The organism is Bacillus sp. PS108, from assembly GCF_037963335.1.
In the GTDB taxonomy this organism is placed as follows: domain Bacteria; phylum Bacillota; class Bacilli; order Bacillales; family Bacillaceae; genus Bacillus; species Bacillus subtilis.
The window spans coordinates 2,529,572-2,545,063 of the sequence record NZ_CP150155.1; the positions used below are offsets into that span (position 1 = coordinate 2,529,572).

Below are 15,492 nucleotides of genomic sequence, written 5' to 3' on the forward strand. Positions count from 1 at the left end.
AATCATTCTAAGAAGAAATCGAAAGGGATTTATTTACTGCTTTTTGAGCATGGATTAAAGTCGTATCAAATAATGGCACTTCTGAATCCTCTACCTTTACTAATAATCCAATTTCAGTGCATCCAAGAATGATGCCTTCTGCTCCTCTATCTACCAAATTATTTATGATCTTCTTATAAATGTTTTTGGAAGACTGTTTAATTTCACCTAGACATAGTTCTTGATAAATAATATTATTTATTAATTCCCTTTCATCATCATTAGGAACAATGACATTAATATCATGAGACGCAATACGCGATTTATAAAATTCTTGTTCCATCGTATATTTAGTACCAAGCAATCCTACTGAACGAATGTCTTGTCTAATGATTTGTTCTGCAGTTGCGTCGGCAATATGCAAAATAGGTATAGTGATCATTTCTTGTATATATCCAATAACTTTATGCATAGTATTTGTACATATTACAATAAAATCTGCACCCGCTTTTTCTAATGATCTTGCAACTTCCCCTAAAGCTTCACCTGCTTTATCCCAAGCACCTACAGATTGATAATGTTCAATTTCCTTAAAATCAACACTGTATAAAAGACATTTTGCCGAGTGAAGCCCTCCTAACTTCTTTTTTATTTCTTCATTGATAATTCGATAATACTCAGCTGAAGATTCCCAACTTATTCCACCAATAAGACCAATAGTTTTCATAACCCACCTCGGATAAAATTTTCAAAATATTATAGTTATTCTAAAGCATAGATTAGGCCTTTACAATTATTATGTCAGGATTACTATTATTAAATTTTATCGAGAATAAAAAATGATTGTCCGCCTTTTAAAGAGACAATCATCACACGCTCACCTGTATTCAGTGCTTCTTCTTCACCGGCCCGCAGCCGCTTTGGAACAATAATCAAATCAGCAGGTATTATTAATTTGTCACTTTCATTAAGCTTTATTTCAATAGGTGAAACGGAAACCACTTCAGCCGGCATAATATCCACCGGTGACTCAGAATCAACTGCACCGACAGCCAAATGTTTGATTGCTTCACTTAATCTCATGAGGAAACACCATCAGGTATAGAATTTTTCTCAACCACATCAATGGTCATCGTGTGTGTCGATCCTTTAAATTCGTGTTTATCTGTATCAATCCAGTATGTTTTCTTAACCCCGACTTCCGGAATTGAAATATAGACGGGCAAACCGCTCTGAAGATCTGGAATCCCAATTGCTTGAATACTTTTGAGTTCTTTTTTGACGCCTTTCTTCTGTGCCTGTTTAACTTTCGCACGCTGCTGAAGCTGTGCTTGGTTAATGTTATCTGATACTGTTTCAACATACTGAAGCACGCCGTATTTGCTGATACCCGTGTTGTCACTTGCGGTAGCCGTATAAGTTTTATTGTCTTTCTGACGCCGCAGCTTTACTCTTGTAGCTGTGTCATTAATGGAAGTGCTGTATTGATAACCAGTAATGTTCACACCCGATTCTAGCACCCATACTTCTGAGGGATCAGGCCAAGCGCGAAGGCCGAGCTTCCCCTTCGCCGAATATAATTGATAATTCCTTCCGGTTTGGCTCTTCGTTTGTTTCAAGGCTTTCAGAATCATGTCATAAAGGCTCGTATCGTCTTTGAACACAAGTGATTTAATTGTATGACCTGTGTTTGCAATAGACGTTGTGGGAATCTGAAAGTCTCTTGCCAGACGTTTTATGATCTCGTCTGCACGCTTATTAGAGAACACATAAACATCTTTGTTTTTGACCAGATATTGCAGCATATCATAAGCCGTAAAGGTCAGCCCGTGTTCTTCTGGATTGCGAGAAAACACAATGCCCCGGAACAGTTCTTTGCCCTTCCACTTAAATAAAACTGTATCCCCTTCAGATACGCTGTAATATGAATGGGTTCCTTGTTTCGTTATGATCTTGGCTGTGATCGATCGGGGTGCCTGATACCGTTGTCCCTCAAGAGAAACACTTTCAGTTACCAGCTCAAGCCACTCCGTTTCTTTAATGACGAAAAGTTCTATCATGTCATCACCTGCTTACTGCGGTATCTTTAATTTTTGACCAGGAAATATCCAGTGCCCTGGCTGCCTGATATTCCGTTTGCTTCGTTTGATCATAGCCTTTTTATTGACGTTCCAGATCTTGCGCCATTTTGTGCTGTCTCCATAAAATTTGCCGGCAAGGTCCCACAGTGTATCGCCTTTATTAACCGTATATGTTTTAGGAGCTGATTTAGATGGCCGTTTCTTCTTCGTCTTTTTCTTCTGCTTGATCTTCCGCGGCGAAGCAGTTTTGTATTCCTTCAGCTTTATTTCATAATCACGATCACCTATGTCTTTTTGGCCCTCGCTATAAGAAAAAACCTCGATACTGCAAGTTACATTAATTTTCGTTCCAGTAATTAAGAATTGAACCGGCTTTTTAGATTTCACCCATTTCTCGATCTTTGCAATAGCATTTTCAGGGGAAGGAAATCCCTTATACTCAGCAAGCGGGCTATGTTTCTTTGGAAAAAAAGAAGAGAACGAAATCTCTTTCGCTCCCGGTTTATCAATAAAAGTGATCTCCCCAAAACTAGCCACTTTTACTGATTCATTTTGAATTGTATTTGAAATATCAATTTGTTCAGGAAGGACAGGAAGCCGCAGCTTATCCTTCCCTTGTGAAATCCAGAATTCATATATGGATTTAGTCAAAAGCAACGACTCCCTTCGTTCCAATGTTGATATCCTGTTCAAGCTCATCGACAAGGGCCTGCTTAATCTTAGCTACAAGGCTGTTCATGTCTTTGTCATTGTGAAAATGCTGATCGCCATTAAATTGAATAATAACCTCTTTACCTCCTGATGCTGTAACAGTTGTTTGCTGACTGCCTGTTGTAGCTGCTGTTACCTGACCGGAAGATAATTCAGTTTGACCTTTTTGAGATGGGTCTGTAACTTCCATTCCGAGTGCCTTAGCTGCTTGGGCTAATAAATAACGTCCACGGATACCTCTCTCCTCTGGGATGATCCATTCCCTTTTGTTTCCTTCACCGACACGTGCAATCTGCTCTTTGGTAATAAGTCCGCCGTTAGCGTAGCCAACATATGGACCTCCGTGCCTCATGCTTCTAATGCCTGGTACATTATTAATTGATCCATATCTGCTTTTGATATAGCCAATCGCAGCAGCAGCGTTGTGTATCGGGTTAAGAATATTATCCATTCCCGGCAATTTGTGTGCGTTGAAGGTACTTGGGATTGTCTGCATGAGCCCCTGAGATGGATGTCCTGCTTTCGCATTACTATCCCATAAGTTGATTGCCTTCGGATTACCGCCTGACTCATGCTGAGCAATTGTCATCAGCCCTGGAAGCCAGCTCATCGGTGTCTTTGTAGCCATGATAGCAGCCATGAGCCATTGCTTCACATTTCCGCTTACTGCGCCCATTCCAGAATAAGCGGCAGCTAGTGAGCCTGCTTGTTTTTCAGCAAACTTTTTTACATCAACAGAATCCAGACCTTTTACAATACCTATAGAGGCAAAACGCCCAAGACTCATCATGACACGGGAAGGTGAATGAATATCCAGCTCTTCACGAAATGCCTTCTCAACTTTTTTCGCCAGTTCCTTGGCAGCCTCATTGACTTCACTTGCCTTAGAAGTCATGCCTGAAACAAAATTACCAATCATACCGCTTCCCCATCCGTTTGATGATTCTTTAGAGCGGATAAACGGCTTGTTAATATGAGTGCTGACGTATTGATCAGTACCAGTTTGTGAACTATTTTGTCCGGAAGCAAAACCTTTGATCGTTCCGCTTCCCCATGATGAAGATTTATTAACAGTGTTCTGAAATGGTGTTTTAACCTTCGTCTGCAAGAATCCATCTGTACCGGTCGAAGTGCTGTTCTGACCTTTAGCATATCCATTGACCACTTGCTTTCCGTAATTCGAAGAATATGAGATTAAATTGTTCATTGGCTGTCCAACGTTTTTCTGTTTCCATGCTTCCATAGAAACAACATTATCTCTAATTCCTTGATCAAAGCTCTTCGTGAACTGTTGACCAAATGATGTTGCTTGTTCATCAAGACTGGATGTGTCAATAATAGGAGATACAGAAGCAGTCACCGCCGCACTACGGACTAGCGGGGAAGTTGCCGGTTCACCTCCTGCAGATGAAGCAGACGCTATATCATCAACCACACTCATCCCTAATTTCGAAGCAGCTTGAGAAAGGAGCATTTTGCCGCGACCTTTATTATTCTCAACAGGGATAACGAATTCTTTACCAGCTTCACCAATCCAAGATATTGTTGGCTTCGTAATGTAACCACCAGTAGCATGTTTCTTTGGCTTTTCTTTTCCCGAACCAAATAAATAATTTACGCCACTCTTCACATATCCCCACGCTTTACCAGCAGTTTTTTTCGTACTTGAAGCTACTTTACCACCAACTTCTTTTACCCCGCCTAAAATACTGCTTCCCAATTCCTTTACACTCTGCCACTTTTCAGACCACCACTTCTTACTAAAAAGGGTTTCTGAGATGGAACTCTTAACACTTTTCCATATTGATTTAGCATTGTCCCATTTATTTTTGGACCAGCTTTTTACACTTTCCCATTTTCCTGACCACCACTTCTCGCTAAATAGAGTGGATTTCAGCTTTCCTTTAACTGATTGCCAAACAGAAGACGCGCTGTCCCACTTACTTTGAGCCCAACTTTTTACGCCTTCCCATTTACCTGACCACCACTTCTCACTAAACAAAGTGGATTTTATTTTTCCCTTTACGGACTCCCAAACAGATGATGCACTATTCCATTTGTTTTGTGCCCAGCTTTTAACGCCAGACCACTTTTCAGACCACCATTCACTATTAAATAAAGTGGACTTCACCTTTTCTTTTACATTAGACCATGTATCACTTAACCCATTGATGGAAGTCTTCGCATTACTCTTAATGCCTGACCATTTTTCAGACCACCATTTTTGATCAAATAATGTACTGTTTAGTTTCTTCTTTACTTCTGAACCATCAAACGCTTTACCTAAACTTGAGCCGCCCATGGTGCCTGCTATACCACCAACTAATCCACCAATAGCTGTTCCCACTCCTGGAATAACACTGCCAATAGCTGCTCCTGTAGCCGCTCCAGCAAGGCCACCGCCAGCTGATCCAATTTTTTCACCAACATTATCTTTATTCATCCCAATTAAATCGGTTGCCGCTAACGCTGTTCCTAATAGAGGGACTCCCTTTGCAAACTTGCCAACACTTTTCAGAGGACTTAAGACTTTCCCGAACTTCGATGTACCGCCTGCAGCTCTACCAGCTGAGTATAGCTCCGATCTCGTAGTGATTATTGCTGATCTTGAATCTCTAGTTGGATTAGTACCTACAGTTCTACCGGAACGCCTTCTCTCCAACCGTTCAGATGACACAGCAATTGAACTATCAGAAGGGTTCATTCGGTTTGGATTACCGCGTCGACCTAAAACTCTTTTCCCTCGTCTTCTACGAATGCGATCATTTTTACCTCCATCGCTACAACAGCAATATGTCAAGCTGCCGCTTCGAGGTAAACTCGTTGGACCTGTGGCAGTTTTGGATTCTCTGCCCCTTGTGCTAGCATTACGATTACTGTTTCTATTCCTCCTTTCACTTTGCGTATTAGTACCAGCTTTAGGAGTACGTTTTGGAATTAATTTTCGGATTACGCCTGCTGCATCACTTCCGACAGTACCTATGCCTTTTAACAGCGGACGAAGTATTTTCAAATAACCAATCAATCCAATTAAAGAGGGGATCACAACTTTAATCGCTGTTTTCAAATCATCCCAATGGTTGACGCTCCACTCAATGGCTACGTTTAACTTATCACCTATCTCCTCACCTAGATCAGCAATATCTTTTTTGATCTCTTTAAGTTTTTCCTGACCTTCTTTACTGTTAATGAACGAGCTGATTTTATCAAAGGCCGGTCCTAATCCAGTTAGCAGAGAGGTTCCCATATCCTTAGATATGCTTTCAAAATCTCTCATGGCATCATTAACCGGTGTCATCGGGTTATTATCCCGAAGTTTCGTAAAGCTACGTTCTAATTCACCGCTTGTTTTAGCACTTGTACCAATACCCTCAGCCATATCTAAAATAGGCTGCTTAAGGTCTTCGTATTGTGTTCCAATAAGCTCAGTTGCAATAGCAGCCCGCTTTGTTTTATTTTTCACTTTAGAAAGGGCTTTTGCCACCCTAAATAAACTTTCCTCTCCGCTTATTGAACCATCTTTGAAGCCCTTGAACATTTTCTTAGTTTCCTTGGCTCCGAACAGCGTTTTAAATGCGTCCACTTGGCTATCAGACATTTCGGTTCGGCGGATGTTAAACTCACGCATACTATCGGCTAGGTTATCGAAGTTTCTGGCGCCACCCTTTGTTCCTTTTATCATGGCGTTTGCAATTTGGCCGCCTGTGAGTTTCAAGTCTTTAAAGGTGGAACTGTATTCATTCATCGTGTCCAATAAATCGTCAGCCTGGTCCCCGGCATTCCGATATACATAAGCAATTAAGTCTCCGCTTTGTTTCCCAGACAATTTCAAGTTGTTATACATCGAACTAAAAGCACGATCTACCTCTGCCTGATCAGCATTCATAAGCTGGGCAATCTTACTTGACGACTCAGTCAAATCAGCCAGAGCTTTTTTAGACGCCCCTGTCTGTTGCGATAAGTTTCTCAAAGATAAACTGACTTCTTCACGAGAACTGCCCGCTTTATTGTTGAAATAGATCTGATCCGTCATTCTTGCAACATCTTTCTTATTAACGTTTGAAGTTGCTGACACATAAGCATCCTGAGACATTGTACTCTTACCAGAACCCATAATTGAACCTGCAGAAAAACCACCTGCAACTGCCAGAGTAATGGTAGCATTCTTCAAGCTGTCTATTTTCGCTTCAATAGCATCCAGAGCAGCTGAAGCTCTGTCCTTAATAGAAACAGTTGGCTCTGCATGTTCGCTATCTACATCGGACACATGACGACGGATCTCATCTAATTGGTTTGAAGCATGATCACGAACTGAAACAGTTGGCTCAGCGTGCGAGCGATTCAAATCAGTGAGACCTCCACGGATCAAACGAAAACGTGGTGTAGCTTGATCATTTACGGAAACTGTAATCTCATGGCTACCCTCGGTAAGATCCTCAGCTTGCTGACGTATAGAATGTAATCCATTCGAAGCTCGATCATCTAAATCCACTTCAAGCGATCGAGCCCGACCGGTCAAACGGTTGGCTGATCGGTCAATTCTCCGCATAACTCTCTCAGTCCGATCTTCAGCATCAAAAATAAGAGGGCCATTAGCGGCCCTCTTAAGTCTTTCAGCATTGCCTTGTAACAATCGAAGCTTGCGGGAAATTTTATCATGTAATTCAAACGTGGCTGTTAGTTTAGCCATAGTTAATTACCTCCCTTCTTCGCTTCTTTTTCTAACAGCTCAAGCTTATAACCGATTAAACCATATAAGAGCGCCTTGAATTGTCGCGGTGCCTCATATAGTTCTCTTAATTCTGACGGGGCGTATTTGAGCTCATGCATAGCATAGTAAAGATATACAGCTTCTTTATCCCCGTCCTTCACTAGTTTTTTGCTGCTTCTTCAAGATCTTCGAGATCATCATCGAAGCCGTTGATCTCAATTGCTTTGTTCAGCCAGTTCGCATACTCACCCCCGACTGAAAGAACACGTTTTGCGACTTCCACTGGATCTTCTGTTTTGTACGCTTCACGTAGTTCCTTAGCTTTAAAGTTAGGGTAAACAGTCGTTTCAACCGCAATACGCGCATAAAAGCGTTGGCTGTCCAAGTCCTTCACACGACCGCGGCCTTTTACATTCTTGTAAGTCGTATTCTCTTTCTCAAGTTCGTCAATTCGTTCAGTCGTAATGGCTTTGAAAATGAATGGAACAACATTGCCTTCTTTGTCTACAAATCGTTTAGAAATCGGTACTTTCACTTCCTCAGCTTCAATTGTTTGTCCCGGCATAAAGAATGAAAGATCGTATACCTTTTTGTTTTGTTTTTCGCTCATGTACATTAACTCCTTTAAAATTAAATTCAATCGATTTAAGCCAACAAAAAAGACAACCACAAAAATGGTTGTCTAGTGTATAATTATTCCTGTACATTTGCACGGCTAACTCAAAGGTGGTCTGCTGGCTAAATCCCCTGAAAGGGGGTGACGCCTATGTCGACATTTCAAGCGCTTAGTTTAATGCTTGGAACGGGAATGTTTATTCTCGCCTTGTTGACGTATATAGACAAAAAGAAATAGACCACCCTTTGAGGCCTGAGAAACTTCTAGGGTAGGTCCATATCTAAATACACCTATAGCCAGCGCTCCAATGAGGAGCCAGCATTTGTACGGGCCGGAGTGTTGCAGCACTCCGGTATTTTTTTATTTTATGCATTTCTTTTGAAAGAAATACATGTTTCTATATGAAACTTGTTCAGTTGAATTACTTCTAAAGTAATCTTACCACATTTTTTCGTGAATATCTCGTGAGAGTTCACGATTTTTCGTGAATATCTTCGTTAAAGTTCGGCGATTTTTCGTGAAAGTGATTAGAATGTGGATTTTAACTGTTCAGGCACATCGAAGTCCTCAAAGGTAAACGGTACCTCTTCCTCTAATGCTTCTGAATCAACATCAAGCCCAGCGATTTTCGCAGAATCAAAGTTTACATCGTACAAGGTGACTCGTTCAGTACCACGTCCTGAAGAAGCATCATCCAGAACAGCTTGTAAGGTGAAATAAGGATCGCTTCCCTTTTTCACATAGTCCATCATAATAAGAACAAATTGAGAAGTCACTTTATAAAAAGTGGCTGTTCCCGTTCCATTTGCTCCGGTCGTTTTGTGCCCCGTCATCCGACGACCCATGATATTGACCTCGGATTTGTTTTTCTCTACATTGGCTTCAAACGTTTTGATATGGGCCATTTCTTCTCCATCAAGAAACAACCTGCCCTCTTTACCTGAAATGGTGTTTTGCGCTTTTAATGCCATTCCTATTTCACCTCAACATTAAAGTAGAACTTTTCAGCTGCATCCACCGGTTGAACTGCTAGATCAATCAGGAAGCCGTCACGATCATTATTCAGAGCAATTGTAATGTCATTCTCTGAATCAAAATCAGTAATGCCCCCATTATCTTGAAGAACACTCAAGTATTGAGTAATCAGCGTTTTTACAAACTGTAGTCCGTCATTTGTAGCAGGAACGTCACTGCCGCTTGCTTTGCGAGACTTGATCAATGCTTTCAATTGAGATGTCAGGTCATTATTGATTGCATCAAGTACACGGACAATTTTGTTTTTCTGGAACATCTTATTTTTCTCTGCTGTTAGGCTTGTGAGTGAATTAATGTCCTTTTCAACCGATACTGATTTATCACGAGAATCATAAGTAAACAAGAATTCGCCATTTGACAATCGTTCAACGATTTCATCGTTGTCAATTCGGTTAAGGACATCTACAGCTCCCTCGTATTCTACAAATGTAAGTGATTGATTAAATGTAGCCCCCGCACTTGCGCCTGCAACCCAAGCAGTAGCTTTTTCAGGAGTGATCTCCGTTCCGTCTTGAAGTAGGACGCCACCAGTTACATTGATAATACCCTCATGGTCTCCCTTGTAATTTGAAAGTACACCTTGAACCTTTTGCCCTTGGTTGTCTCTCAGCCGTTTGATAAACGCAACAAACGTTGCTTTTAATTGCTCGTTATCCTCTACAGGCAGTGCAATTGTGTCAAAGTATTCCGTTTCAGCCGCTTCCAAGAAAGCTGTATAATCAGCATTGGTCGGTGTTTTGTCTGTTCCACCTGACAAGCGGATTCCGGAAGTTGCCGGAAGAGCACCGCTGACGTCTTCAGGGGCCGTACCGGTTAACGGAATAGTGACTGTTAAATCCCCTTTCCCCGTAAACGTGACATAGTTATTTTGTTTAAGCTCTTCAGCTTTAGACACTGTTTGTTTATCCACTTCTGACTGATCAAGGTAGGTAGTGACATCAACTTTCGAAGAGTCAATAACGTTTTCTGTAATACTGATAATGATGTCATTCCCCTTTGTGCCGCCATAAAGAGCAGTAGCTTTTACACCTTCGCTAATGTCTGCTGAGGCACGAAGACCTTCCGTCAGACGATAAAGCAAGACTGTACTTGCCTTTTTCATTGCCTCACGTAAAAGCAACAGCGAAGGATCATCAATGTTCAACCCCACTTTTTTATTCAAGTCCTCGATTGAAGAGATAGAAATGAATTTCTTAACCTCACCCCAGCTGGATGCTATCGGTAGCGCAACTGTTCCACGTTCTCCGGCAGAAACACGGTTCTCCGCGGTCGTTTTAAAGTTAAAGTAAATACCGGCACGCTCTTTTTCCTTGCCGGGTGTGAATGTTCCGCCGTTCATCTATTTGACCTCCTTTTGAAGAAACTGAGTAATCAACTTCTTCGCTTCCGATTTTGTAATACTTGTTTTATGAACATGAAAAAGAGCACCGTCAAACACCTCGGGTCTTACCCCAAAGAGCTCTCGACTGTGCTCTCGCAAATCCTTAATATAAAAAGCATTTTCTGCTTTCTCTTTTTTAGTGGCCATCATTTCACCCCACTTTTAAATTTAAAACCATCAATTGAACGCTGTTCTTCCTGCTCATACCAATAGCGGCTCGTCCAGTTTAAGACAATGGTGGCGTAATCATCTGATACCCGCGTTTCTATTCGAGATAGGCGAATAAAATCCCCCGTATCCTCGCCAGATTCTTGTATAAGCGGAATTATGCCCCTTCTGCTTCTAAGTGTATCCGCAATCCTTTCTGCTTCATTATGAGCCTTCTGTGCGTTTTCGTGAAAGAGTTTTACGTTTAAAACATAGGCTTTCTGAAACGTAGATACTGTGTCCGCCCCATCGACCGTTGAAGCCGGTGGAAAGTAAAGAGACGGAACAGCAAAGTCCTGCGGTATTCCTTCTTCATACACTTGAACAGGATACAGTTTGTATAGATAGCCCATAATTGAACCTACTTCTTGATTCATGGCAGCACCGCCTTAAAATTCTTCATCGATCCATTGTTGCAGCTTCCGCTCAAGGCTTCTCTCAAACATCAACTGAAAAATAGCCATGGCGTTATCCCAAAAACCAGAACCGTCGATCCACTGGAACCTTAGCATCATTCCGGAATTTCTTTCAGCAGGGTCATACTCAAAACGGTCGCCTTTCCACCGCCCTGGAACCCACCGTCTATCCTGATTTTTAGACGGATCGATAGTAAAGTGACCATCATTGACGTATGAGGCGTATTCCAGATTTGTTCCAACATCCAACTTTAAGCTGCCTTTTGTCATTGAAAAGATATTATCCTGGTCACCTTTCTGAAAGGAATTAAGCAAGCGGCGTGTGTCTACCGTCTTCGTCCTGATAATTTCATCTTGAATAATGTCTAGGAACTCAAAACCCATAGCTTCAAGCCACTCCTCGTATTTCCCTTTCAATCCACCAAGAGAAGCACGGTTTAATGATTGAATGAACTGATCAAGACCTTTGATCTTCACAAATATTCAACCTCCCGTACTGCCGTAACTTCCCAATGATGATTCCTGATTTTGCTGGGCTTCTGTAATTTATAAGCAGTACCATCCCAAACCGCCCTGTCATTTACTCGAATATCAGCATTAGCAGGGAAATGCACAAGGAACGATTGATAAACAGCTACATTTGGCTCCTGTTGGATAATGGACTGACTCTTTTCTGTAAAATAACACGGCTGATTTTCTATGTCTGGCTCATCAGGGTACGAAAAAACCGGTTGAACATCTTCAACCGGCACCCCGAATTTTTGCTTTCTATTTTCTTTTTTCTCCTGTAGATGGTAAATGTCGCATCTGTGAGTCAGTAAAGACCGATAACTCATATTGATCTCATCCGCACTTTCGCTTCAATCCCTTCTAAATCAGGGTCAGCCGGTTTCACATAATCTTTTATTAATGCATACACATCAGGTTTTTGAAGAGAACTGCCATCCCCTAGAGTATATGAATAGTCACCAATTTTTTCAGTTGTATATCCTTTAATAATTGACTCGTCGCCATTTATAAGAGCATAAAACTGAGACAACTTTAATAGGGCCAGTCGAACCGTTTCAGGCAAAGGAATATACTCTGCATCTGAAAAATCATGTCCAACTTTAAGAATGATATCGGCAGTTGCCTCTAGTATATCCTGTTTTAACAACTCGTCAGGTCTGGTCTTTACAGATTCAAAAACTGAATAACTCTTTAATTCATCGGGAGTGATTAACAGCATAGGTCACTCCCCATTGTTATCTATTTGCTTAAGGATATAGGCAATTCTTTCATCTGCGTTTTTGAAGTCAGACGGATTGCCACCAAGATTAGAAATAATGGATTCATGCTCTGCTTTATTCATACCTTTCAATTCCGATTCAGTATAATTTATCGGATCATCTTTTTGATTCTTAAGATCTTTATCCAGCACAAAATATGGATTTTCATTTAAATACTCATAGAGCTTTTTCGATACTGTTTGACTGACACCTGCTCGAAAGGTTATTCCCATAACATTGTACGTTTTGCCTTTAATAAGCTTTGCAGTATACACGCCAGACCACCTACTCCTTCACTTTCACGATCTTGGCTACGGCGTCCTCTTCTTCAAAAACACTATCCAATTTCGCTGTCAAAACAATGATAAACATACGGCGACGAATGTCCTTATCTACTTCAATTCGAATGTTACGAGAGAATCCGAGAATAATATTCTTCGGATGAGTTAGGATGATATCAGAAACATCGGCTGCAGTATCTCCCTCTCCAATCGTATAAGGCTGTAAATTTGCAATACCTTTGATCGGAACACCAAAAGCAGATGAAAGGCCACCTTGAACAGCTGCATCCCCTAAATTTGTTTGACGATCAGCTACACGATCTTTCCATTCAACTTCAATACCAGGCGATGTATAGAAGCGGAACTCCTGCGGAATTCGCAAATATTTAGGAGGTACTGCTTTGTATCCCCGCTTGAACGTTTGCCGTGTCAGTTCCTCACCTGTAGCATCAACAATGTGAGATGTAGCTTGTTTTCTGATGCCATCTAATTGTGCAAGATATGAGTCGGATGAAGATGTATCTCCATTTACAAGCAACTCTTCAATATCAACCGCAGCACGCTCAGCTATCATTTGCATAATTGTATTTTGAAGACCATCTTTTTCGATGTTGTTTTCAAGTGTGTCATAGGTAATGTTAACTTCAGCAATAACTTCTTTTGTGCTTAAGTTAACTGTGCTAGTTGATGGAACTGATTTTTGATCTTTAGTTAGCGCAACTCCCTCTTGGGCTGCCCTTAAAATACGCTGACCAAAACCGATCTTCTCGATTTTCTGTGTGTCATGGTCCATTTGAATAACACGCGCATCTCTTAAAATAGTTGGCGTATCTTGAACCATTCGTATAAAAGTTGAAGCTTGAGTAGGATTCATAATCCCGCCGCTCTCTAAAGTAGAAAGCGTCATTTCTGCTTTATTAATAACCTCTTGATTTCTCATTCGTATCCTCCTTATACATTAAAACAACCCTGACCAGATTGATTTTTGAACTTGTTCGGAACCTGATTCTTCAGTTTGCTTAGATGTTCCGCGACTTTTTTCGATTGCTTCAATACGATCAGCGAGCGGTTGAACAGCTTCTGATATTGCCTTTTTCAACTTCTCGCCCTCTTTTTCAACCTCTTCGTCTGTTTTTTCTTTATCTGTCTTTTTAGGATCTTCTTCTTTTTCTAGATCTGCCAGCCGCTTCTCAATCGGCTCTAAAGCGGCTTGAATTGATTTCGTTACTTCCTCCGAAGTCATTTCTTCTTCCCCCTCTTCTGTTTCCACTTGGCTCAGTAAATTTCCAAGAGCGGTGTGAGCATTTTTGATTTCTTGCAGGTTTGAAGCGGAAAATTTTCTGCCCGCCTTTGTAACTGGCTCTTCATATGATTGCTGTTGTTTACCCATAAAAAAGTTTTTGAGCAAATTAAAAAGCCCTTTCTCATCTGTTTTCACTTGAGAAACGGGCTTTTCTTCTTGCTTTTCAATTGTCTCGGCGGTACCAGCCATTGAATAACCGGTAATTTCACCTTTTTTGATTTGCTCCCATACTTCTTCGGAAGCCTTCGTCACAAGGACCCATGATCCTTTTTTGATGGTTTCCCCATTCATTTCAAAGTCTGCAGGCGCGACATAGGACTCAACCACCTCACCAACACCGCCCTGAAAATCATGTTGCTTATCAATTTCTCGGGCATCTTTCAGGAATCCATGAGCGGCTTTTTCGATTTCTGCAGCTGTCATGAAATCGCCGTGGGCGTCTACTGTATCTGGTTCATATACGATTCCATAAACAAGTTTTTGCTCGTCCGCTTCTTTCGCAAGGACCTTTACTTCCTTTTGGAAGTCTGGCTGTTTTTCCGATTTCATAAAAAAGAACTGCTTTTGATTAGCAGCCTTGTCGACATAAGAAACATGTGTGATTTTTGCGTTTACCAATTCTCTTGGCATGTTGTTCACCTCCTTCCAAGAAACTAATTTGCAACTTTACCCTTCTGGTATATCTGTTTTATTGATTAACTTCTCTATTTTTAGCTTCAAAGAGGTAAATTTAATTCTCTTAATAAAGACGAATTGAACTTAGATGAGTATTTAACACAAAAGTTGTAGCCTTCTTTAGAAAAATAAATTTTATCTGATTCTATGATAATGTTATCTAGTTTATTTGTTAATTTATTCATAAAATCCATATCAGTTGTTCCTAAGGTCACTAGCATCTTTGGAGGTAATGCCTTCATAGAAATTGGTATCCAAGGTCTTTCTTTAGAAACAACTACTGCATGTGCAGTACCACTAATGACAAAATTAAATGTATCTTGATCCCTTTCTGTTTTCATTTTCAGAGTATTCTTTAGCCATTCTCGAAAAATAGGCACTGATTTTACAGGAAATCCAATTTCTCTTAGATACATGGCTTTAAGATTTCCGGATAGTTCTATCTGATTTTCTTTTATATACTCATGTGCAATTATTTCTAGAAGGTTTCCATCACCATCACGAAAATATAAGTTTTTTCTACCATTTGTTTCATCAATATACTGGCCATTTTCTTGTTTTAAGATAAATAAACCCGACTGACGTATAAAAGATGAAATATCAATAAACTGAGAGTAGGGAACTTGTATCGCGAAGTGTACTGGATAAATGGCTTCATAAGTTTCTTTAAAACTTAAAGTAGTAAATGGTGTAAGTTGAAACCTTATATAATTTCTTGATTCATGTAATATTGGCAACTGGAGACGATCAGCATAAGCTTGTTTTACCCCTTGTATTGAGACAGTCTGTAATTCTAAATCAGCGTAATGTGTAATCAAAATTTTCTTC

Annotated in this window: 18 protein-coding genes; all 18 read right to left on the bottom strand. The window is 40.6% G+C overall.

Translation table 11 applies throughout. The annotated features are described in order from the left end of the window. Positions 1 to 7: 7 nt before the first annotated feature. Positions 8 to 706, bottom strand: coding sequence for an aspartate/glutamate racemase family protein (locus tag NSQ16_RS13090; RefSeq protein ID WP_195727802.1), 699 nt, complete (start codon positions 704 to 706; stop codon positions 8 to 10). Positions 707 to 795: 89 nt separating this feature from the next. Next, positions 796 to 1,062 carry a DUF2577 family protein gene (locus NSQ16_RS13095; RefSeq protein ID WP_024122153.1) on the bottom strand — a complete coding sequence of 89 codons (267 nt, stop codon included), beginning with the start codon at positions 1,060 to 1,062 and terminating at the stop codon, positions 796 to 798. Continuing rightward, positions 1,059 to 2,039, bottom strand: coding sequence for a phage portal protein (locus NSQ16_RS13100; RefSeq protein WP_128993189.1), 981 nt, complete (start codon positions 2,037 to 2,039; stop codon positions 1,059 to 1,061). The genes NSQ16_RS13095 and NSQ16_RS13100 overlap by 4 nt, the downstream gene beginning before the upstream one ends. 12 nt (positions 2,040 to 2,051) lie before the next feature. Then, positions 2,052 to 2,711 (bottom strand): LysM peptidoglycan-binding domain-containing protein, encoded by a 660-nt coding sequence (locus NSQ16_RS13105; RefSeq protein WP_195727801.1) that lies wholly within the window; start codon positions 2,709 to 2,711, stop codon positions 2,052 to 2,054. Beyond that, complete coding sequence (locus tag NSQ16_RS13110; RefSeq protein ID WP_230488265.1) at positions 2,704 to 7,461, bottom strand: phage tail tape measure protein; 4,758 nt, start codon at positions 7,459 to 7,461, stop codon at positions 2,704 to 2,706. The genes NSQ16_RS13105 and NSQ16_RS13110 overlap by 8 nt, the downstream gene beginning before the upstream one ends. A gap of 2 nt (positions 7,462 to 7,463) precedes the next feature. Next, on the bottom strand, positions 7,464 to 7,601 hold the full coding sequence (locus tag NSQ16_RS13115) for a hypothetical protein (protein ID WP_042976732.1): 138 nt from the start codon (positions 7,599 to 7,601) through the stop codon (positions 7,464 to 7,466). 41 nt (positions 7,602 to 7,642) lie between these two features. Next, a complete protein-coding gene (locus tag NSQ16_RS13120) occupies positions 7,643 to 8,092 on the bottom strand; it encodes a phage portal protein (protein ID WP_017697468.1) in 450 nt (149 codons plus the stop codon). A gap of 533 nt (positions 8,093 to 8,625) precedes the next feature. Then, positions 8,626 to 9,069, bottom strand: coding sequence for a phage tail tube protein (locus NSQ16_RS13125; protein ID WP_003229930.1), 444 nt, complete (start codon positions 9,067 to 9,069; stop codon positions 8,626 to 8,628). 2 nt (positions 9,070 to 9,071) lie between these two features. Beyond that, positions 9,072 to 10,472, bottom strand: a complete 1,401-nt coding sequence (locus NSQ16_RS13130; protein WP_015714313.1) for a phage tail sheath family protein — start codon at positions 10,470 to 10,472, stop codon at positions 9,072 to 9,074. Continuing rightward, positions 10,473 to 10,664 (bottom strand): hypothetical protein, encoded by a 192-nt coding sequence (locus NSQ16_RS13135; protein ID WP_032679171.1) that lies wholly within the window; start codon positions 10,662 to 10,664, stop codon positions 10,473 to 10,475. Next, positions 10,661 to 11,098 carry a DUF6838 family protein gene (locus NSQ16_RS13140; protein ID WP_015714315.1) on the bottom strand — a complete coding sequence of 146 codons (438 nt, stop codon included), beginning with the start codon at positions 11,096 to 11,098 and terminating at the stop codon, positions 10,661 to 10,663. Before NSQ16_RS13140 ends, NSQ16_RS13135 begins: the two co-directional genes overlap by 4 nt. A gap of 12 nt (positions 11,099 to 11,110) precedes the next feature. Then, entirely contained in the window at positions 11,111 to 11,614 is a 504-nt protein-coding gene (locus NSQ16_RS13145; RefSeq protein WP_204551340.1) for an HK97 gp10 family phage protein, read from the bottom strand. Beyond that, positions 11,611 to 11,973, bottom strand: a complete 363-nt coding sequence (locus NSQ16_RS13150) for a YqbH/XkdH family protein (protein WP_204551341.1) — start codon at positions 11,971 to 11,973, stop codon at positions 11,611 to 11,613. Before NSQ16_RS13150 ends, NSQ16_RS13145 begins: the two co-directional genes overlap by 4 nt. Beyond that, a complete protein-coding gene (locus NSQ16_RS13155; protein WP_004398566.1) occupies positions 11,970 to 12,365 on the bottom strand; it encodes a DUF3199 family protein in 396 nt (131 codons plus the stop codon). Before NSQ16_RS13155 ends, NSQ16_RS13150 begins: the two co-directional genes overlap by 4 nt. Before the next feature lie 3 nt (positions 12,366 to 12,368). Further along, a complete protein-coding gene (locus NSQ16_RS13160) occupies positions 12,369 to 12,680 on the bottom strand; it encodes a YqbF domain-containing protein (protein WP_044430323.1) in 312 nt (103 codons plus the stop codon). A gap of 10 nt (positions 12,681 to 12,690) precedes the next feature. Continuing rightward, positions 12,691 to 13,626, bottom strand: a complete 936-nt coding sequence (locus NSQ16_RS13165; RefSeq protein ID WP_204551342.1) for a phage major capsid protein — start codon at positions 13,624 to 13,626, stop codon at positions 12,691 to 12,693. 18 nt (positions 13,627 to 13,644) lie between these two features. Further along, positions 13,645 to 14,619, bottom strand: coding sequence for an XkdF-like putative serine protease domain-containing protein (locus NSQ16_RS13170; RefSeq protein ID WP_204551343.1), 975 nt, complete (start codon positions 14,617 to 14,619; stop codon positions 13,645 to 13,647). An 86-nt stretch (positions 14,620 to 14,705) separates the two neighbouring features. Continuing rightward, the gene (locus NSQ16_RS13175) at positions 14,706 to 15,482 is read right to left on the bottom strand and encodes a glyoxalase/bleomycin resistance/dioxygenase family protein (RefSeq protein WP_134991339.1); all 777 of its coding nucleotides are present in this window, start codon (positions 15,480 to 15,482) and stop codon (positions 14,706 to 14,708) included. Positions 15,483 to 15,492 lie beyond the last annotated feature (10 nt).